This window comes from Fischerella muscicola PCC 7414 (assembly GCF_000317205.1).
Taxonomy (GTDB): Bacteria; Cyanobacteriota; Cyanobacteriia; order Cyanobacteriales; family Nostocaceae; genus Fischerella; species Fischerella muscicola.
In genome coordinates this window covers 1-21,357 of the sequence record NZ_AJLK01000153.1, presented here as the reverse complement: position 1 = coordinate 21,357, position 21,357 = coordinate 1, and the positions used below count along the sequence as shown (strand labels likewise).

Below are 21,357 nucleotides of genomic sequence, written 5' to 3'. Positions count from 1 at the left end.
TCTCTAGAGAAAACGATAACTCCAAGCTGATTTTAGGTAGGTTGGCTGAGTTGTTGAGTTGAATTAGTGAGCTTCGGCTTGATAAATTTTCTCCTAATTTGACGGATCTTATTAACTGTTTTGACTCCAAACAAGGTTTTCATAATTGGATTAGCTCTGACAACTGAAGCAGTAAACCAGGCATCTGGATGTGGATGCTTACTAAAAAGCAGCAACTTACACCAGTCAATCAAACTGTAAATTGGTGCTAATTCATAGAAGCTATTTTCAGTTATATCTCCAGCCATAACAAAGGAGCCAAATACTTCTGCTTCCTGATAGGAAGGTTGTAAGACAAGCTCTCTTGACAAAATTTCAGTAGCCTCATCAAAAAGATCAGTTGTACATTCTTGTGCCTCCAAATTAGTCGTTAGTTGCTTTGCAAATTCAACCGCAGCACTCTGCAAAACAGATAACCCCCAATTAATTGCTTCTTCGTTTTTCGGCTGACGAAGGACGGGTAGATACTTGTTATCGCGTTGTTCATATCTAGTAGTGCTACCATGATCTGCCGACATGAACAGCTCGAATAAGCATCTGTACTTACAGAGAAAATAGCGATCGCCAGATGGTTGGTCTACATCATAAAAATAAGCAAGTGATTGGTCTTCCTGAAATGGCTTAACCCGTTCTTGCAGCGCAAAGTAAAAACCATAGATGCCAGATTCAGGATAAATACCAGCAATGTTGAGTAATTTACTCAAAGAGCGTTGTGTGCGTCCACTCCAACCAATATCGACAAAACCAAAGGGAACTCCATCGCCTATCCCTTCTTGACGGAAATAACCAATTGCTTTTTCGCGATAATTAGCAGCAGTCGCAACGATCAGATCGGTAACTTCCTTCTCAGTAAAAATATTCCGCATCAAGTTGCGTTCGTGCTGCTTGAGGTTGAGATCCCATTTTTCGGCTGCAAAGCCGTAACGACTCAACACATCTTTAAGTTGCTCAGGTGATATGTTAACGCGATCGCACAAGGAGCGAATTGATAAAAAGCGATCAAATGAACCAGTAGAAACCAAAATCCAATCAAGTTCTGCTTCACTAATTTCTTGAATTGCAGGCATGTACCATGCGTGCCGCGAACCATATAAATAACGGCAGTCAATTGCAAATCCCCAATTTCGGCAAATAACTTGAGCGATCTTATGCAATATCTGCCCATCTCTGGCAACAAAGTATAATCTTTGGATCCCTCTTTTTTGCGCTTCGACTAAGCACCAGTACACAAAACCGAACAACGTTGGAGCGATCGCACTTGCTGTCGTCTCCCAAATAACTTTTTTATGAGGACTTGTTTCTTGAGACTGCAAACGAGTCAACCTACTCGCACCAGCGAGTAGGGATCTAAACTTTAGGGGAAATTGAGTTGCTTGTGCGATTAGTTGTTCGTAGCGATTAAGGTGAGCTTGAGTAAAATATTCAACTGAAATACCAAGTTTTTTTGGAACTTTTACATCTGCTTGTCGATTATCTCCGACATGTTTCAACTGCGATGGCTTGACTGCTTCTTGTGCTAAACAGTATTTAAATAACTCACCACTTCCTTTATTGATTCTTGTTTCAGCTGAAACGTATAAAGTACTACCTGGAGTCCACACTTTGTTTTCTTTCAAAAAATTCCGAATAACTTCTTCCGGCAGATACATATCGGAAATATAAATTACTCGTTCATTTGCTTGATAGAGCGACTGAATGCGCTTTTGGATGGCGGGTACTGGACGCAAACTCAATAGCTCTATTTCTATTTCTTTTTGTTTTGCTCTTTCAACTTCAGCGGTTGACCAATTTAAGGAACGAGCGATGTGTTCATATATTTCGTCTAGTTTGACTTCATAAACAGGCCCTGTTTCTCTGACAATTCTTTCAGCCTCCATTCTTAGGTGAGACCAAGATTCAGGTGAAATTTGAATTAAATTTTCTTGTCGGAGTTGATCACCTAATTCCCAGAATAGGTCTGTTGGTTTTGCCCAAATTCTGGTTATGGATGTATCAAACACGTCAAAGGAGTAAACAATCTTTTTCATCAGAGTCTCACCAATGCTGCTAAAGGATTCAACAAAAAATACAAGGCTTGACTTGTGGATTTATTTCAGGCTTTTTGATACAACGGACTATTGCTCAATGACAATAAATCCTCAGAATTCTGATAGAGTTGTAGATGCTTTTCTAGAAAAACGGTTCTTGAAAATTTATTTTCAATATCTCTTCTTGCTTGCTGACCGATTGCTTCCAAATCAGAAGCTGATAATACTTGGCGCAAGGCTTGATTTAGGGCTTGTTGGTTAGTAGGTTCAACCAAAATACCGTTGTGTCCATTTTGGATAATCTCTGGTACACCTCCTGTAGAAAAACCAACGACTGGAGTAGATGCAGCCATTGCTTCTAGAACAGTAAGTGGTAGGTTATCAGCAAGGGTACAAAAAAGCATAACGTCTGCTGCTGAGTAGACTTTTGCTAATAAATGAGGGTCGGAAATATAACCCATCTCTTTGTATTCAAGTCCCTTAAGTGAGTGCTTTAACTCATCGTTGCAAAGTCCTACAACTATTACAAATGGAGATAAATCACCTATACTTTGAAGTGCTGCGATCGCATACTTTACACCTTTACGAGGATCGTCAAGAACATGGGCAGAAATTGCAACTACTCGGCGATTCTCTGGAATACCTAAACTAATTTTTGCGTCTACTTTTTTCACCATCGGGAAAAAACTTAAATCCAAACCATTAGGAATAACCACAGGTAAAGATTTAAATTTGAGAGCTTTTTGAGCCTCCTGAAGCATCCAGTGGCTGGGAAAGACATAGCGAATATTAAATTTTCCCGCAACCCATCTTTTGATTGCTTGAACTTCTCGTGTGCGATCGCGTAGCTGATTTTTCCATCCATCTTGAGATAATTGGGGACATTTGTGACAATAGCTAGCAAACTTTTCACACCCCATTGGATAAAGACAACCGCCAGTAAAAGCAGAACAATCATGTACCGTGAAAAATGTCGGTTTGCGTCGAGAAGCTAGAGCTAAAGTTACTGGAGATATAGCAGTATATAAATCATGAAAATGGACTATATCGTAATCATCGAGAATTGCGTTGATATTAAACCAGTACTCAACGGGCAGTAACTCTCGAAAACCATATTTATTCGTTTTTCTATGAATAGTTTTACATAATCTAAATTTAAGACCTTCTCCATAAAGACTGTATTGAAATGAAAGAGGTTCTTTGAAATTAAAGGCAATAAAATGATCGGTTGGATGCCCTGCATCATTTAACCAAATAGCGAGATCCTCAGCAACTCTGCTTGCCCCACCCCCTTTTCTATCAGATTTGCTAATAATAGCTACTTTCATATATCCAGAATAATTACTATTGAAATTTATTTAGCTAGCACAAAAAATATATTTTTTAGCATCAGTCTTACTCGTTTTCGCATACCCCAAATTCTCCAAGCAGAAAATGTTAATTTTTTGAAATCCTTTAGGGATATTAATCTATAAATTAACGCATTTAATATTATTTTCTGTGCATACAACTTTTCTCCTCTTTCAATTAAAAAAGGGAGTACTTGTGTGAGCATAAAACCTGTACTTGCTCTGGATGATATCGAGGACTGATACTCACGAATCCAGTTTACTGATATTTGATAATCAGGCATTCTCGATATGCGATCTTTGCGTGGATCGGCATTCCAAATTACTAAAGGTTTTTTGATGAAGGTAAAAATTGCTCCTTGAGCTTCAAGTCTGAAGCAGAAATCCCAGTCTTGGTGTCTTTTTAAACCTGGACGAAAACGAGCTGCTAAAGCAAGCGATCGGTGCATCATCAAAGAGCTTGTGTGAAGTTCCCCATGATGGCAAAATAGATAGTCTGCTATAGTTTCTACTTCACCCTTACCTTTTTCTGGAACTATATGTAAAGTTTCAGTGTTAATTGCAAGTTGATCATAGCTAGACACTCTTGTGAAACTAAAAACTATTTGAGTATGACAAACTACTTTTTGAGGATTAGGATGTTTCTGAATTGAAGCCAGTTGCAATTCTATTTTTTCAGGTATCCAGAGGTCATCTGAATCCAAAAATGCAATATACTCTCCTCTAGCATTTTCAATACCAGTATTGCGGGCAACCGAGCCTCCACTATTGTTTGGGAGACGAATATATCTAATCCTAGAATCACCAATAGCTTTTACAACTTCTTCGGTGTTGTCTACGGAGCCATCATCAATGATAATAATCTCTAAATTTTTGTAGGATTGCCTGATAGCACTATTTAAAGTGTGCCTAATTAAATTTGCGCGATTGTAAGTTGGTATAACCACACTTACAAGGGGTTCTCCCGAAAAATTATTCGTATTTGGATATTGGTTATTTTCTATCAATTCCATAATAGCTTCATCGATTTCTTAATTAAATTACTTTCTGTAAAACTGTAAAAATACCGAGCTAATTTAATTAGTTTTGGATATTTAATTATTAACAACATCATTACAACAAATTTATGTAAATTATAAAACTTTTTGTGTATTAAATCAGTTTTTTCCCCTAAAGATTGATTTGTGAGACTGTCAGCATATTGACTAAAAAGTAAAGCTAGCTTTCTTGATTCCAATCCGTTCTTATAGCCCCATATGAATAATGTTTCCCACCGAGGCAAATTACTGTAGTAGACTAATTTCTCATGAAATCTTGTCACGTGGTTATGTCCATGTACCCTTCTCATGGCAACTGGTACGTCTAAACTTCCAGGGAGCAATTTACCAACAGCTGCCATTTTGAACCACATCACAATATCTTCGCTAAATTCCAGATTCTCATCGAAATAACCTGTTAAATTAAAAATAGTTTTGCGAACCAGTAATCCATTAGCATGGAACCAACCAACTTCCTTATTGAGGAGTAAAGTTTCAAATAATAATTCGGGATTAATTATTTCACTAATAGTAGTTAGTTTATTGTCGCCACGACCAATAGAAGTCCATGTATTCTTACTATTTTCATCTTCAAAATAAGTTCCAACTGCTTCATATACGCCATCTATTTCAGGATATTTGGTTAATTGATCACCTGCTAATTCAAAACGTCCTGGTAAGTAAAAATCATCAGCATCTAAAAATGCAATATAATCACAATTAGCTTTTTGTATTCCTACATTTCTACTTGCACTTGCACCATGATTTTTTTTATCACTATGACAAAATAATTTAACTATAGGAGATTCATTAGCTAATTCTTGGCATATATTAAAAGAGTTATCAGAAGAAGCATCATCTATTAAAATGACCTCTCCTACTTCGGGTTGAGATAAGGCAGATTCTACAGCTTGTCGAACATACTTAGCCGCATTATATACAGGAATAATGACCGATATTTGCATAAGTTTCCCGTCCTCCATATTTGTGCTTAATCTGAATAATTGCCATAATTTTTATGATGACTAATCTAGCTAGTTATGATGTAGGCGAGGCAAAAGACATTTATTATTTGCTAATTGATACATTGGTTCAGCAATTTTCAAAAATTATCTAATAGCTTTGCAATCATATCGAAGTTACTTGCTGAATCCTGCTTTATCTTTGGCAACACCTCTTTGAGTTGACTTGCCACCTCTTGGCGTCTTGTCCAGGCATTACGAATAGCTACACAAGCTTTATCAGTATCGAGAAATTGATGGATTGGGATGAGTAAACCGTTATGAGCAGATTCAGTTCCTAATAAATTGGTCATAATCCCTTCAGCCTTAATTGAATACCCGACTGCAACAGTGCAAACACCACTAGACAGTCCTGCTATTGCAGCGTGCATACGCTCAGCAATAACCATGTCGCAGGCACCTATTAGCCCTTTGAATTCTGAAGCAGAGTGGTCTGCACCAGCTAAGCGAACACGTGGGTCAAAATCAAGACTCCTGAGAAGCTTGGTGGCAGCAATCCGATCATCATTTGTGACATAATTCTCTTGGACATGAGGAATGAGGAGAACTTGTGCATTCAACTCATCAATGAGTAATTTAATGACCTGATGCCAAGCTTTGAGATGTTTATCAGCATCGCAACCAGAAAATGTAGTGATCCCTTGACTGATGGAGAGTGCTATTACTGGTTGGTCTTTTTTGATGCAGTAGGAACTGAACATGTTAGCTACAGCCGTTGGAGAAGATGGTTGCAGCAAAAATGCTGGATCAGCAGTATGTTTAACTAAGTTTGTTGAAAGACCGAGTTTTTCTGTTAGATAACTGTAGGAAATTTTCTCCCTAACTGTAATCAGTTTTGAGTGACGAGCAACTTTTAACCATGCTTGGGCTTCTTGATCTGTTTTGAAAGGCCCTATTGATTGAGCTAGAAATACTATAGGTACTTTTGCATCTAACGCTATTTCTAATGGCTTTAAATGTTGATAAAGTCCGCCATAATCGGAACTAAATATATCACCACCAGAAGCAATAACAACTGATGCTTCACGGAGTGCTTGTACAGCAGGTGTTTCTTTGGGCTGATAAAAAGGTAGCTTGGCACCTAGTCTTTTAAGGCGAGTCCGAAAAGGAGTGCTATGGGAAAGTGTGCGGTCAATTAATTTAGCACCGTAATGCTGTAGCCGCATCTCATCATAGTCTGGTGTTCTAGTAAGAACGCTAATGGGAAGGTGAGGATGACGCTGATGCAATTGTTCGATGGTAGGCACTACTAATGCTTCAACCCCTCGATTTCGTAAACCAAATATTCCTGTGATGACTACTTTCATATAAGCCTAATGTCACTATATAGGGAGAAATTACTGAGAGATGTTTTCAAAGAAATGTATTCAATAAATGCTTTACAAATCCTTTGAATTGCCACATGAATTGCTTCCATGTTGGAGGCTGAGACAATGCTCGATATTGCCTAACTAAAGGCTCCATGATTTCAACGAAAACTGAAAACTGACCAACTTCAACTGCTTTTTTGAAGGCGTCATGGCTTTCTTTTGCCAGCAACATCCGCATTAGATATCGCTTTTGAAAGTTGCGTTCTATATTTCTTTTACTCGGCTGTATTCGCTTTTTAGGACGCCATTTACCCTTAGTATCTGCTAAGTAAAGACGGTATGCTAGTCCATCATGTCGATGTGCGAATCCTGATTTTTGTGATCGGACGACTTCTTCTGCATCAATTAGCTCAAGTTTCAAATTGCCTGCTGCGATCGCTCGTTCAAGCATATTATGAATAATTGGGTGACGAACAACAATTACATTCGTACCCTGGCTGTCTTTAATATATTGAGGCAACCAAGCATCACCGACAGTTACATCCGCAGTTTCAGCAACTACGTCATCGCAGTAGTCACAAGCTTTGTATTTGAAAAACCCTAATCCCCAATCGTAACCGTACATGTCTTGAACTGGACTAGTGCGTGTAACAAGTTTGCCATTTTCCAGTCCAACTACTTCTACGCCATATTTGTTAGCATCTGCATCAGGTAGCTTCTTACGAAAGTCAACTGCTAGAAGTTTGCCGGGTTCAACACCGCATTGCCAAGCAAACATTTCTGCAAACCGTATACTCTTAAGGTGTCCGCAGATCAGTCCAATACAGAACCGAATCCGTTCACCTAGTAGAGGATCTTCCTTCATCAGCAGACGAACTGCTTTGATAAAACATGGAATACCAACTAAGACATAACGTCCAGGTCTGTCACGAATTATCTGTATAATTTCGGACATTTCAATTGGGTAATAGCGAGACTTAGAGCCATGACGTACCTGTTCTAATGTTGTAGATAACTGATATTGGAATAATCTGGGGTCTGTCTCAGAAGGTTGACGTTGGTGAACATGGAGAACCCCATCAACTAATCCTTCTTTCAAAAGGTTGCTAGCAATCCAGGTACCCATACCACCAGAACTACCGCGATCGCGGAAATCATCTTCACTAACGTAACCTGCATAGGTTGCTAGATGATAGCCAATCTTTTGATGGTATTCACAATTATTACTGAATAATTCCTGACTAATTTGGTCTTCGTTTAGGCTCTCATTAGAGAATGGGCAAATAGCTTGTACTGAAGTGTTTAAAGCTGATTGCTCAGCAGATAAATTTACAGTAGCCTGAAACTGACCATATTTATTTAACCTCATCTGAATTGGTGAACCATTAATCGAAGCACATGCGCCACAGCCAATACAGTAGCCGTTGTCGACAACAGTTTTGAAGAGTTTTGCTACCTCAGAATTTTCACTACGAACTGCCATTATGGATCACCACTTTGAAGATTATTCAGCTACATGTAGTAGTTTGGGTTTATCTCAAGGATTTTTTATAAGTTATTGTTTAACTATTTATGTTTACTGTGCTTTGTTTTTCAACAGACTTCCATACCCGTGGCTGATAAAATAAACATTTAGTCATAGTTGTTTTTGTCTTGACGGAAAATTGAAAAGATTCATAATAATCTAAAGTATAAAGTGAATCTTTTTTAATATAAATTTGCATGGTGTATAAGCCTGGTCTTAGACCAACATAAGGCATATGAACTTGTAATTCATTTTCTCCAGGCAATATTTCTAGTGTTTGCTCATCATCAAAACTGCTCAACCTTAAGACAACATCTTCTTTTCCTATTTCCTGGATAGCAAAACTTAGGTAGACTTTATCAATTTCTCTATCTTGAGATGCTCTATATATTATGGATAAACTAGCTGGTTCGCCAGTGATAGGATTTTCAATTATATTTCCTTGGGAATTTCTAAAAAAGATAGCATTAATATCGACACCTAAGCTTTCATGTTTAGGTTTTTCTTTTAAAAATATTGCTCCTCCTTTTTGAAGTTTCCCTTGAGCAAATAAATCTTCTTCATATCGATTCATGATAGAAACTGGATCACCTGACTCAATCAACTGACCTTGCAATAGATAAATAGCGTGATTACACACATTTAAGATTGATTGAGGTTGGTGGCTAACTAATATAAAAGAAGTTCCCTTCTGACGCAGTTCTTGCAGTCTTCGATGGCACTTAGCCCTAAACCTTATGTCTCCTACAGCTAGAACTTCATCAATCAGAAGAATATCTGGATTAGTATGAATGGCGCTGGCAAATCCTAACCTTGCAGCCATTCCAGAACTGTAACTTTGTACTGGTGCATCAATCGCATCTCCAATTTCTGCAAACTCTACAACTTGATCAAATCGCTCATCAATTTCCTTTTTAGACAAACCCAAAATTGACATATTGGCATAAATATTTTCCCGCCCTGTCAAGATTGGATTAAATCCTGCTCCTAGTGCAATTAATGGTGCGACGCGACCGTAAACTTCTACAAATCCAGCATCAGGTTTAATTAAACCTGCGATAATTCGCAGTAAGGTTGATTTTCCACTACCGTTTTTTCCAACTAAACCTAGTGCTTCTCCTCGTCGCAATTGAAAACTTACATTGTTCAGCGCCCAAAATTCTTTGGGGCGTAATTTATCGCTCTTTTCTCGTAGTCCTAATAGTTCAGAGGTGATATCTTGAACACCATAGAACAAAGACCGTTTCAAATCCCGACAAAACTTTTTAGAAACTCCATTCACTGAAAGGACAATATCACTCTCACTATCTTGCGGCTTTGCTGTCATATCTTGTTCATTGATGCTGATCATGATTACGAACTAATCCTCTCAACTACAAAGGGCATTGCTAAACGATAGATAATCCAAGCTAGCAGCAATCCTAATATTGCAATCAGACTTACAATCCAAAATCCTTGAGGGTTAGATATCACACCTGTTGTTGCTAGTTCTCGTGTTGTTACTAATAAAGGTGTAACAGGATTTAGCTTTACAATGGTGCCAAATACTCCACTGTTGGGAACTGGATAGACAACTGGGGTGAGAAACAACCAAAGTCCAGAAATCAAAGTCAGTCCCATCGAAAAATCCTGATATAAAGCACCCATCGGTGCTAATAACAAACCAATAAATGTTCCTAGTAACACCAGATGGATTAAGGCAACAGGCGCTAATATAACGCTCCAGGTAATTGGTATTTTAAACCAGAGAAATAAACCAAAAATTAGAATCAGCTTGATGCCAAAGTTGAAAAATACTTCACCCAACTTGGCAATAATTAGGGCTTCCCGAGGAAAGTTAATTCTTGCCAGCATTGGCTTGGCAGATGTTACTGCTTGTACTGGGCCATTTAATGCTTCGACAAAAGTTTGCCATAAGGTCATGCTGAACATGACATAAGCAGGATAAGGTAATTCTGTATTACCAAGATTGACAACGCCGCTACCTTTAGCAAAGGTAAAACCAGCTGCCATGATGACTGGAGGAATAATCGCCCAGAAAATTCCTAGAAAAGATTGACGATATTTCGCGCTAATATCTCGAACTAATAGCCTCCAAGCTAATTCTCGTGATGCCAGCAAGTCATATACCATTGCCCTAAATAACTGAAGCGGATGTCTCATTCGACTTTCGGGCCGATACACTTCTCTAGGCGAATTCCTAATTGCTTTTCGAGTCTGGCTTGAGACTTGATCTCGTCTAAAGTTATGCTGGCTGTGTTGCATAATTAGTGTTAAGGTTTACTTTATTTTCTTGCTGAACAAAATTTTTTCAAATTTATTCTAGCCATACTGATTGATCAGTAGATTAAGCTACCTCTTCTACAAGACTAAAACTAGCAGACTAATTAATTTTTAGTAATTATCCTAGTTACTAAAGCTGTGATTTTTGTGATCAAAGGCTACCAGCAATTAGTAATTATGACAATTACGACATCTTAGTTTTTTTTACAATCCTGCTATGTGAGTGGTGATAGCCATAGTAATAGTTAAGAAACCAGTATCTAGATACTGTTATAGACTTAGCCACTCCGGATGGTTTTTGTTTGGCTAATAATTTTGTGGGAAGAATTCAACAAAAGTTAGTTCAGCTTTTTGGTTGCATCACCTCCATCAAAACTAAATCTGTTTGAGCAATGTTTAGAACTAGAAGACTTTAACTTACTCAACCCTCCATCCAAAGTAACGTTCGCGAATATGAAATGGAGTACTAAATGAACTTGACATCAATATTTGCTTAAAAGCTAACAATAAAAAGGGTGGGATTGTTGTAACATAGCGATTCCAAAGGCGGCGGGGTTCTTGAATCCATCTATATAACCATTCAAAACCTAGATCCCGCACCATACGAGGCGCTCTTTTGTGAATCCCTGCGTATACCGGAAATACCCCACCTAACCCAATCATTACTGCTTGGATTTTACCTTGGTGTTGATCCATCCACTTTTCTTGTTTGGGACACCCTAAGGAGACAAAGACAATACCAGCACCACTGGCGTTGATCTTTTCTATAAGGGCTTCGTCTTCTTTAGTTGTTAAAGGACGAAATGGTAAGGGTTCCATTGCAGCAACTTTCAAGTTCGGGAATTCAGTCTCTAGCCTTGTTCTCATACGAGACAAAATTTCTGTTTGAGAACCCACAAAAAAAACACTTACGCCAAGTGTTTGAGCTAGCTGACATGATGCTAATAAAATATCCATCCCCGCTACACGGTTTTGGTATCGCGCTCCTTGAAGCCTCATCATCCAAACCAATGGCATTCCATCAGGAGTGACTAAGTCTGCGTTCTGTAATATGCCAGCAAACTCTGGATTCCAATGAGCTTCCATGAGCATATGCACATTGGCTACACATACAGTCTTGCTCTCGCGCGCGATCGCCCACCTCAGTATCGTCTGTATTTGTTCATCAAAACGTAAGGCGGTAATTGGAAACTCTAGTACTTTCTGAGTAGGTAGAAAAGTTCTTCCTACCATAAGTCACTCCTTGTGTCACAGATAAAATCACAGAACCGCAAAACCATTGCCAATGCGCCAAAACTCAAGCTCAGACTAAACTTTTGCTTTTAGACACTTAGGAAACGGTAGGCAGTTAACACATGGAGATGCAATTTGTCTTTACAGTAAATTACTGCTTCCCTGGTAATAATTAAATCAAGCAACCTGTATCCTACCTTACTCCACATTCGTACCATGTCAGTAGTTTTTTAGTAAACTTCATACTTTCTTTATATTTGCTTTAATGTTTTTTTATCAATCTTAAAAAGATTTTATAAATCAAAAATATATTCTTTATGTAAAAACTATTACTTATGCAATAACAAAAATATTTTAGGTGGATACATTAGCTATCTTATGGATATTCGTTATAGACAATTTATTTAAACAAGTAATTTTTCTTGCCAAGCAAAATCTTAACTACTTGATTACCAGTAGTGTGCTAGTGAAATAACTGTCACTTGGTAGCATGAAATTAATAGTTTTATTTTTTATCATCCTAAAAAAGCCCAAAAAAAAGGGGGAAGCTAAGATTTTCTTCCCCCGTTCCCTGATTCCTATTCTTATCGATTTCGTTGTCTGTCTTCAGCCTCTGCCTTAGCATCTGCTGCTGTTTCTTTAGTTGTCGTTTTCTTGCTGAGCCGCCTTTACCTTTATCATTTCTGCCTTGGCGGCGCGGAGACTCCCATCTTTTTAGCCTCATAAATATATTTTCCTGTAAGTGAACTAACTAATCCAAATATACTCAATTCCAAAACAAAAGTTTTGCTTAGGATATTCCTATAACTTGGATTAAGCAATTGCGCTACTCTAGTATATTGTAATTCATTTTTATCTGAAGAGTTAAATTATCATCAAAATTTTTAGACTAAAATATACGCTGCTTTGCTGGGAAATCTAAAGTAGTAAATATTACTAATAAACAAGTTCAAATCAGTTATGTATATCCTGAATTTAGTTGCTTTATAGGGATTTACTTATGTCAATTCGTTTTTTGAGTAAGAATTACACAGTAATTTCTGGGTGTTAAAAAGCAAGTATAAAAAAATACTTTAAGTTTTTCTTATATCAGGAAGACATAATTTTTATCTGCCATAAGCAGTATTCAGAATTTTGCAGCTATGACCCGGAGAAAAATGCTAGATATTCAAGAGAAAATCATAGATTTATCTGAATGATGAACTAAACTCAGATAAGATTTATGAATGGTATATTAATTAGCTGACCTCTATGGCTGCAAAAATAGGTTTCCACTTTAAGATAAGCCGAGAGGCTATCTTTAATAGAAAGCCGCTATAACATCTACAAAGCGGTAATATTTTTCAAGGTATGAGAGCCTAAGACTATGGAAAAAATATTAAACAAAAATTAAGTGCGATCGCTAACTTCTATAATGTTCTACTACAGCAGTGGGCAGGAGGAGAATCGAACTCCTATGAGCGCAAGCTCGCCACATTTTGAGTGTGGTGCGTCTACCAGTTTCGCCACCCGCCCTTAATTTGCAACTTTATCATTATACTACATTTTTTGATTTTGCAACAAGTTTAACAATTTTTTTGTGTTGAGATGGTGTAACAGCACAAATACTTACGTAAGCAGCTTGTTGTTAATTGTTGAAATAGTCGCAATCAAACCTAAATCCTCTACTTTTTCCAAAATCGAGGATTTTGGCTTTCACGACTGTTATTGATTGGCTTGTAATCAAAAGTTTGGTATGATAATTTTTTTGCTAAAAATTTTGGGTAAATCTAAATTTAAGCTTTTTTTAAAATTATAAAAATACTGATATGATGTCTACATGCTAATAAAACACACAAGCAGTTTCACGTAACTTTCATATCGTCAGTTTTTATGCAAAATTAAACGTGCGATCGCAATCAACAATTACAAAATAGAGCCTATTAATCTAGCTTAAGATTTACCAAGATAGTAAATTTTGCTATCTGACAACATTCTTTGCAGGTGTTAAATTTTTTCTAAAAAATATAGGAACTATTTCATTATTCAATCGTCTTAACTCAGTTCGTAAAAGGGCTACTAAATCTTTGAAATTTTTCGGATAATACTGAGATTTATTCCGGATCTACTGAGATAAATCTGAAAATCTGTGCAAGCAAATTATATGAATAACAAGATGAGATTACGCTTTCTGTTACTTAGCGTCGTCAGTGTTGTGCTGCTATCTTCTCCAATCAAAGCAGCTCGATTGCAATCTTGGAGTTTTGATCAGGCGCGCAATCAACTACATTTAACTACTGATTTAGGAGTTCAACCAAGAGCTTTTTTAATTAAAAATCCTACAAGACTTGTACTAGATTTACCTGGAACTAATCTCAATCGTGATACAGTTCGCCAAAGATTTGGGTCAGCCATCAAAGAAATTCGGATTGGACAGGTTGACTCTAAAACTACCAGAATGGTAATTGAATTAGCACCAGGTTATACAGTTTCTCCTGATAAATTACTGATCAAAGGAGATTCTTCCTCTCACTGGATTGTAAACTTTTCATCAATTGAACGTGTAACTGCTAACAATTCATTTGAGCAAGGTGCAAACAACAAGTCTAACGAAGAACAATTTCCCATCCAGATTGGTGATGCTTCTTCCTTTGTAGGAGGAATTCGTTTAGGCAAAGATATATCTCAGTTAAATACTCAAGTTAAAGCATTAATGGCTCGCTACAGCTATCTTCAACCTGGGATGTTCTTTCTAGATATAGATACAGGTAACTATCTAGATTTGAATGGAGAAAAGATATTTCCTGCTGCTAGCACCATTAAATTTCCTATTTTGGTGGCTTTGTTTGAGGAAGTGGACGCAGGTAGAATCAAACTGAATGAAACCTTGGTCATGCGACGTGACTTAATGACTGGAGGTTCAGGAACATTGCAGTACAAACGCCCAGGAACTAAACTGAGTGTTTTAGAAACCGCTACTAAGATGATTACCATTAGTGACAATACTGCAACCAATATGATTATTGATCGTTTGGGTGGCAAGGCGAAATTAAATCAGCGGTTTCAGAGTTGGGGACTGCAAAATACAGTTATCCGTAACTTATTAGGTGACTTTAAGGGAACCAACACAACTAGTGCAAAAGACTTAGTGAGACTAAGCGCTTTGCTAACTAATAATCAATTGTTAAGTGACACAAGTCGTTCCAAGGCTTTAGATATTATGCGTCGTGTAGAAAACAGAAGTTTATTACCAGCAGGTCTTGGTAAAGGTGCGGTAATAGCTCACAAAACAGGTACACTTGGGATTATTCTTGGAGATGCAGGTATTATTCAAACATCAACAGGTAAGCGCTATCTAGCTGGAATCATGGTTCGCAGACCCTTTGGTGATAAAAGAGCAAAGTCTTTTATTAATCAAGTTTCCCGACTAGTCTATAGCTACATAGAAAAAAACAGCATCAATGCATCTAGTACTCCAGCACAGCAACTTTAACAGCGATCAGTTATCAGTGATCAGTTATCACTTGTTGTTTACTATAGCAATCCTAAATTATTTGTGAAAAACAAGATCCCCAACTTTTTCAAAAATTGGGGATCTGGGCGATGTGATTGTTTACAACTCAAATAGGATTGCTATATAGACTTGACAACTATTTTAGAGGCGCACATTATTTGTGCGTCTTTACCTTTTGCAGGTTAGTTTGGTAATGTTCAATTCAAAATAAAAAATTAAAAAAGGAAAGTCGAGGTACACCAAACCTATAAACTGCAACAAGCAGAGAAAACCCTTAGAGGAATTCAAAGTCAATATTTAAGTGTCTAGAATTAGCCCTTTCAAGGTGACTCATAAAACCTCTTTTTTCTCTGCTAACTCTGTACCTGGTGCGGTTTAAAAGTAATTTATTTAACCGCACAGGGGCAGAGAACACAGAGGTAAGAGGTAATAGAGGAATTTATTTTCGAGAATTTTTACTCACCTTGAAAGAGCTAGTGTCTAAAATTTTCACTATTGACTATTGACCACTTACTATAGTTCCCAAGGAGAAAGAAATGACAGACTTTCAAGATTTTCTCAGACATCAATACGTTTATGTAGCGACAGGAGAGTTTAAACCAGGTAAGTTTGAAGAAGCCAAGCAACTTTATGAACAAGCTGTCTCAATGTATACTAAAGGCTTCCAAAAAGCATATCTGTTGCAGCAACCAGGAACTGACAAAGGTATCGCAATCATTTTCTGGGAAAATATCGGTGATATGGAGGCAAACCACAGCGAAGCTTATCAAAGTATCTTAAAAAAGATGAGCCACTTGTTTGCTCACGCTCCAACAACCTCTTATTATGAACTCGTTTGCGAAATTCAACCTGCTTTAGATCAACAGATTCCAGTTAAATAATAAAGGGGTTTAGTGCTATCAATTTTTGTAAACAGCGATCGCTTCCATCTTTTGGCTATATTTTTGGCTATGGTGGGCGATCGTTTGTTCATGCTCACTTCGTTTTAAACTAAAATAAAAAATTTTGAGTAAGGCTAAGCTGTAGCTTGCATTACTCAACTAAATCATTCATTTCCTTGGCAGTAGAGAATGAATTATCAGTGTAGTGATGTAGTGAGGAGCGAAGTCAAACGCCCTTAATGAACTAATGTGAGACTAGGATCTAGGGAGTAGTAGTAGGAGTAGGAGTCGCAGGTGTAGTTGTAGTGGTGGCGGGTGTAGTAGCGGCGGGTGCAGTGGTTGCACCAGTATCAGCGGGTTCACCTGGAGTAGTAGTGGTAGTGTTGGGAGTCTCAGTACCACCTTCACAGGCTCCAACAGCAGCAGCTAGACCAAGTAAAAGAGCAAAACCAAAGATTTTTATTTTCATAACTCCTCTGTCACCAAATGCGGCAAAAACTATTTTAGGCCTGTTGAATAAGATACCGCATTTGTTGCTTAATTTTAATAATTTTTAGATTATATCTTTATAAAGATGATTTTTTTACTTTTTAGTCTGTTTAGTCTGTTGTGAACTACCCACACTGACCTGACGGTACAGTGTGGGCTTCCAACTTCACAGAAGAATGCCTCATCTTGGATTTGCGTCCGCGAATTGGTCTTACATCCTCTCCATTGGCGTTAGCCTCCCCCGTCCCAGAGGAGGACAGCATTCTGATACCTTCTGCTCTAATATTGATTGCAGCATTACCATCTCTATCATGATGAGTCCTGCAACTCGGACAAGTCCAAGTTCTTACATCTAGCGGTAACTCAGATATTTGGTAATGACAATTAGAACAAAGCTTGGAACTAGGAAACCATCGGTTTATTTCTATCAATTTTCCGCCACTACGTTCTAATTTGTAGCTCAGAAAATTTACAAAGGTTCCCCATCCAGTATCAGAGATTGCATAGATCAGTTTGTGGTTACGAACCATGCCCTTGACGTTTAGGTTTTCGACTACTACAACCTGGTTGTTATCAACTATCTTTCTAGATAGTTTATGTAGGTAGTCTTGGCGGACATTGCTAACCTGTTCGTATACCCTAGCTACAATCTTCATCGCCTTCTTGCGACGATTGCTGCCTTTTTTCTTACGTGTAGCAATGCGTTGTTTTACGGCTAATTTCTTCTCATATTTGGGTAAATGTCTTGGATTGGGATATTTAGAAACTTTTTCGCCGTCATAGGTAATCGCAAAGTCCTTGACACCCAAATCAATTCCTACAACTTTGCCACCAACATTCGATGCCGGATAATCACCTTCATATTCCATCAAAACCGAAGCATAGTACTTGCCTGATGGACATTTGCTAACAGTTACAGTTTTAATTACCCCATCAAGCGATCGATGAATTTTTGCTTTTACACTTCCCAATTTACCGGGAAACTTCAAAGCATTATCCACCTGCTTTACTTTTTGGGGATATTGAATTGATTGGCGATCATGTTTCGATTTGAATCTTGGATATTTTGCTCTCCCCTCAAAAAAGTTTTGATATGCACGGCTGAGGTTGAGACTTACAGATTGCAAAACCTGCGAATAACATTCCCCCAACCATTGAGTTTCTTTTGCTTTTTTGAGTCCTGGCAATAAAGAATTTAGCCCAGATTGAGACAAGCCTTTTCCGGTTGCTTTATAGGTTTCAATACACTGATTCAACCCATAATTCCACCACCAACGCGCACATCCAAAGTGTTGGGCTAACACTTGAATCTGCTCATCAGTGGGGTACAACCTGACTTTTACCGCTTGTCTTCTCATCTCAACTACTCCAAATATCGACCATTACTATTATATACATATCGCAGTAATTTAATTTCGCAAATATTTGGTGACTCCTCATACATCTCCTCTGTTGCCTTACGGCATTGGTCGCAGATGCAATCGTCGCCACCCGCCTTGTATCCCACCACTGACTTAGCACTAAACCGACAAAAAGGGGCGAAGCCTAGCAACGCCCCTTTTTGTAAACCTTTTATCCCTGACCTGGAGTACCAGGTTCAGTGGGGGACTTACGGCGAGTTAGTTAAACAGACAACATAGCTTTCTTTATAACTGCACTAGAATTATTCCATTTTTTTTGATAAAACACCTAATCTTACCAATAAAAGAAATTTTAGGCAATCTCTTGCTCTTGCTATTTTGCATTGCCATACTTTAGATGCGATATTGGCTACTGGGGATTGGGGGTAATGGGTATTGGGGATTGGGCATGGGTGTTTATTTTCTCCCCCTTGTCCCCCTTGTCTCCCTCCCCCTGCCTATCTAATCCCCAGTCCCTAGCCCCAAAAATTTATTTCCAAAATAAAATTATGGCTGTTACTCGCAAATCAGATGCTTCTGCAAAGCGTAGTTGGTTCCAGCGAAATTCTCTGAGAACAAGAAATTCTTCCACAATCAAGCAGTCCATTTCAGTGGGAACGATCGCAGACAAAACCTTATCTCCTCCAGTTTCCTCTAGAAGATACAGGCGCTCGTCTGCCACAATACCAGTATCCACTTCAACACCTGTCCCAGATTTAAACCAACAAGGGACAACTCCGGTTTGGTTGTTACGCTTGTATGCCGCACATCGTCATTCAGGAATTATAGCGTTTGTGTTGGTAGCAACAACACTGGTAATTTATGGTTGGACAGTATATTCTCAGCAACTTTGGAGTCAGTCGTATCGCAAACTGCAAACCTTACAGCGCGATGAGCGACAGTTAACGACAACTATCGAAGTATTAAAAAACAAAATGGCTCAGGAAGCACAAATACCAACAGCAGGATTGGTATCACCATCTCCTGCATCGGCAATTTTTTTGCCTCCAGCACCAGAGGGTTCTAACTCATTATCATCTACCACAACTTCTGAATCCAATTTTCAACTACAGCAGCAAGACTCTGAACCAATTGGATATTAAAGTCAATAGTTATTGTTGGTGGGTGTCAGTAATGGGGAGGTGGGGAACTCACCGGCCCCTGGTGGGGATTAGGGGCAGTGTGGAGGTGGGGAGGTGGGGGGCTAGGGGTCCCCACTTTGTGGGGTTGGGGGGCAATGGGGAACTCACCGGTCCCTGATGGGGATTAGGGGCAATCGGGAGTGTGAGGAGTAGTAAACAACTAACCACTAACCATTAACTACTAACTACTAACTACTAACTACTAACAAAAAAATATGCAAAAATCACCAAGCAGAAGAAGATTGAGAAAGTCTCAGAAGGCAGAATCACTCAAGCGAGAGGGTCAAAGAAAAAGAAAAAGACAAAGGTTTCTACCCTCGTTTAACTTTGATAGCCAACCGCAAACACCCAACATTAAATCTCGCCTTTTGATGGTTTGGGGAGTATTAATTGCTGCTGGATTTGGGCTAGGTGTGAATTTGTATAATCTCCAAATTGTCCAAGGGCCAAAGCTAAAGGAAAAAGCACGAAACCAACAAATGGTAAATTTGCGACCTTTTGTACCTCGTCGTCAAGTAATAGATCGCAATCGAGCCGTACTGGCTATTGACCGACCCGTGTATACTGTTTACGCCCATCCCAAACTATTTAGCAAATCTAATCAAGAAATTGCAAAATTACTATCCCCAATCGTAGATAAGGACGTTACTGAATTAAAGAATAAATTTGACAATAAAAAAAGTGGTATTTTACTGGCATCGGCAATGCCTGAAGAAATAGCCAATCGCATTTTCGCATTGCGCCTCAATGGTTTAGAGTTGATTCAAAAATACTCTCGATTTTATCCACAACAAGATTTAGTGGCAGAAGTAGTGGGGTATGTTAATCTTGACCGTCGGGGTCAGGCTGGTGTGGAATATAGTCAGGAAAAGTTATTAGAACGTTCCGTCCAAGCAGTACGGTTGAGTCGGACTGGTAACGGTTCTTTGATGCCAGATTATGCACCGGATGGTTTTCCCCATTCTGATGACCTGCAACTACAATTGACTATTGATAGTCGTTTGCAACGAATTGCTCGTGCTGCACTCAAACAACAGATGGACAAGTATAGTGCTAAGCGTGGGGCAGTGATTGTTATGGATGCCTGGGATGGTTCCTTACTGGCATTAGCTTCTTTGCCTACCTACAATCCCAATGAGTATTCCAAAGCAGATATTTCGCTGTTTAAAAACTGGACTGTAGCGGATCTCTATGAACCTGGTTCTACCTTCAAACCTCTCAATGTAGCGATCGCTCTAGAAAATGGTGTCATTACAGCCAATGATACTTTTAACGACCCCGGTTATATTCAAGTAGGCGATCGCACGATCAAAAATGCTGAGAACAAAAGTTACGGACGTATTAATATTGCCCAGATTCTCCAACATTCCAGTAATATCGGCATGGTGCAGATTATCCAACGTTTGCAGCCTTCTATCTACTACGGTTGGTTAGAAAAACTAGGACTAGGACAAGCTGTGTCTACAGACTTACCCTTCGTTGTAGCCAGTCAACTCAAAAGTCAAGAAAAATTTATTAACTTACCGATTGAACCAGCAACAACTTCCTTTGGTCAAGGCTTTTCCTTAACACCGTTGCAACTGGTACAAATGCACGGAGCTTTAGCCAATGGTGGTAAATTAGTCACACCCCATGTAATTAAGGGTCTGGTTGATAGCAAAAATCAGATGCACTATACACCAACCAGACCCGCACCACGGCAAATTTTTTCACCTGTCACTGCCCAACAAGTAGTAGAAATGATGGAAACTGTTGTTGCTGACGGCAGTGGCAAAGCATCACAAATTCCAGGTTATCGCATTGCTGGTAAAACTGGTACAGCCCAAAAAGCTAGTAGTTCTGGTGGTTATATTAGTGGTGCGAGAATCACTAGCTTTGTAGGCATATTGCCAGTAGATGCACCGAGGTATGTAGTACTAGCCTTAGTAGATGAACCAAAAGGTGCAAATGCATATGGTAGTACTGTCGCCGCACCAATTGTCAAATCAGTCATGGAAGCATTAATTACCATAGAACAACTCCCACCAAGCCAGGCAATTAGGCAATAGTTTGTGGTTGATGGTTAGTAGTTAGTGGTTAGTGGTTAGTTGGTTACTACTCCTCACACCCCTCACACCCCTCACACTC

General features: G+C 38.6%; 17 protein-coding genes and 1 tRNA gene. 4 read left to right on the top strand and 14 right to left on the bottom strand.

Features of this window, described 5'->3' with window-relative positions:
* Window positions 1-32: 32 nt before the first annotated feature.
* The 11 genes from UYI_RS0124145 to UYI_RS0124095 form a co-directional block, all read right to left on the bottom strand.
* Window positions 33-2,066: an HAD family hydrolase gene (locus UYI_RS0124145; RefSeq protein ID WP_016869252.1), complete on the bottom strand. Its 2,034-nt coding sequence runs from the start codon at window positions 2,064-2,066 to the stop codon at window positions 33-35.
* A gap of 65 nt (window positions 2,067-2,131) precedes the next feature.
* Complete coding sequence (locus UYI_RS0124140) at window positions 2,132-3,394, bottom strand: glycosyltransferase (protein ID WP_016869251.1); 1,263 nt, start codon at window positions 3,392-3,394, stop codon at window positions 2,132-2,134.
* A gap of 26 nt (window positions 3,395-3,420) precedes the next feature.
* Window positions 3,421-4,428 carry a glycosyltransferase family 2 protein gene (locus tag UYI_RS0124135; RefSeq protein WP_016869250.1) on the bottom strand — a complete coding sequence of 336 codons (1,008 nt, stop codon included), beginning with the start codon at window positions 4,426-4,428 and terminating at the stop codon, window positions 3,421-3,423.
* Window positions 4,419-5,417: a glycosyltransferase family 2 protein gene (locus UYI_RS0124130; protein ID WP_016869249.1), complete on the bottom strand. Its 999-nt coding sequence runs from the start codon at window positions 5,415-5,417 to the stop codon at window positions 4,419-4,421. Before UYI_RS0124130 ends, UYI_RS0124135 begins: the two co-directional genes overlap by 10 nt.
* 137 nt (window positions 5,418-5,554) lie before the next feature.
* Entirely contained in the window at window positions 5,555-6,781 is a 1,227-nt protein-coding gene (locus UYI_RS0124125) for a polysaccharide pyruvyl transferase family protein (RefSeq protein WP_016869248.1), read from the bottom strand.
* A gap of 46 nt (window positions 6,782-6,827) precedes the next feature.
* Window positions 6,828-8,267 carry a Coenzyme F420 hydrogenase/dehydrogenase, beta subunit C-terminal domain gene (locus UYI_RS0124120; protein ID WP_016869247.1) on the bottom strand — a complete coding sequence of 480 codons (1,440 nt, stop codon included), beginning with the start codon at window positions 8,265-8,267 and terminating at the stop codon, window positions 6,828-6,830.
* Between the two features lie 79 nt (window positions 8,268-8,346).
* On the bottom strand, window positions 8,347-9,660 hold the full coding sequence (locus tag UYI_RS0124115) for an ABC transporter ATP-binding protein (protein ID WP_016869246.1): 1,314 nt from the start codon (window positions 9,658-9,660) through the stop codon (window positions 8,347-8,349).
* Between the two features lie 2 nt (window positions 9,661-9,662).
* Window positions 9,663-10,442, bottom strand: a complete 780-nt coding sequence (locus tag UYI_RS0124110; RefSeq protein WP_016869245.1) for an ABC transporter permease — start codon at window positions 10,440-10,442, stop codon at window positions 9,663-9,665.
* A 567-nt stretch (window positions 10,443-11,009) separates the two neighbouring features.
* Window positions 11,010-11,825, bottom strand: a complete 816-nt coding sequence (locus UYI_RS0124105; RefSeq protein ID WP_016869244.1) for a WecB/TagA/CpsF family glycosyltransferase — start codon at window positions 11,823-11,825, stop codon at window positions 11,010-11,012.
* A gap of 520 nt (window positions 11,826-12,345) precedes the next feature.
* On the bottom strand, window positions 12,346-12,549 hold the full coding sequence (locus UYI_RS39255; RefSeq protein ID WP_016869243.1) for a hypothetical protein: 204 nt from the start codon (window positions 12,547-12,549) through the stop codon (window positions 12,346-12,348).
* Window positions 12,550-13,256: 707 nt separating this feature from the next.
* Window positions 13,257-13,340: transfer RNA gene (locus tag UYI_RS0124095), tRNA-Leu, on the bottom strand.
* 640 nt (window positions 13,341-13,980) lie between these two features.
* Here UYI_RS0124095 and UYI_RS0124090 point away from each other — a divergent pair.
* Window positions 13,981-15,297 carry a serine hydrolase gene (locus UYI_RS0124090; protein WP_016869242.1) on the top strand — a complete coding sequence of 439 codons (1,317 nt, stop codon included), beginning with the start codon at window positions 13,981-13,983 and terminating at the stop codon, window positions 15,295-15,297.
* A gap of 557 nt (window positions 15,298-15,854) precedes the next feature.
* Entirely contained in the window at window positions 15,855-16,199 is a 345-nt protein-coding gene (locus UYI_RS0124085; protein WP_016869241.1) for a hypothetical protein, read from the top strand.
* Between the two features lie 18 nt (window positions 16,200-16,217).
* On the opposite strand, the gene UYI_RS37150 is transcribed toward UYI_RS0124085, so the two are convergent.
* The 3 genes from UYI_RS37150 to UYI_RS0124075 form a co-directional block, all read right to left on the bottom strand.
* Window positions 16,218-16,358: a hypothetical protein gene (locus tag UYI_RS37150; protein WP_157226385.1), complete on the bottom strand. Its 141-nt coding sequence runs from the start codon at window positions 16,356-16,358 to the stop codon at window positions 16,218-16,220.
* A 103-nt stretch (window positions 16,359-16,461) separates the two neighbouring features.
* A complete protein-coding gene (locus UYI_RS0124080) occupies window positions 16,462-16,668 on the bottom strand; it encodes a hypothetical protein (RefSeq protein WP_016869240.1) in 207 nt (68 codons plus the stop codon).
* A gap of 145 nt (window positions 16,669-16,813) precedes the next feature.
* Window positions 16,814-18,046 (bottom strand): RNA-guided endonuclease InsQ/TnpB family protein, encoded by a 1,233-nt coding sequence (locus tag UYI_RS0124075; RefSeq protein WP_016869239.1) that lies wholly within the window; start codon window positions 18,044-18,046, stop codon window positions 16,814-16,816.
* Window positions 18,047-18,597: 551 nt separating this feature from the next.
* On the opposite strand from UYI_RS0124075, the gene UYI_RS0124070 reads away from it, so the two are divergent.
* Window positions 18,598-19,191, top strand: coding sequence for a hypothetical protein (locus UYI_RS0124070; protein WP_026086142.1), 594 nt, complete (start codon window positions 18,598-18,600; stop codon window positions 19,189-19,191).
* A gap of 254 nt (window positions 19,192-19,445) precedes the next feature.
* The gene (locus UYI_RS0124065) at window positions 19,446-21,278 is read left to right on the top strand and encodes a peptidoglycan D,D-transpeptidase FtsI family protein (RefSeq protein WP_026086141.1); all 1,833 of its coding nucleotides are present in this window, start codon (window positions 19,446-19,448) and stop codon (window positions 21,276-21,278) included.
* Window positions 21,279-21,357 lie beyond the last annotated feature (79 nt).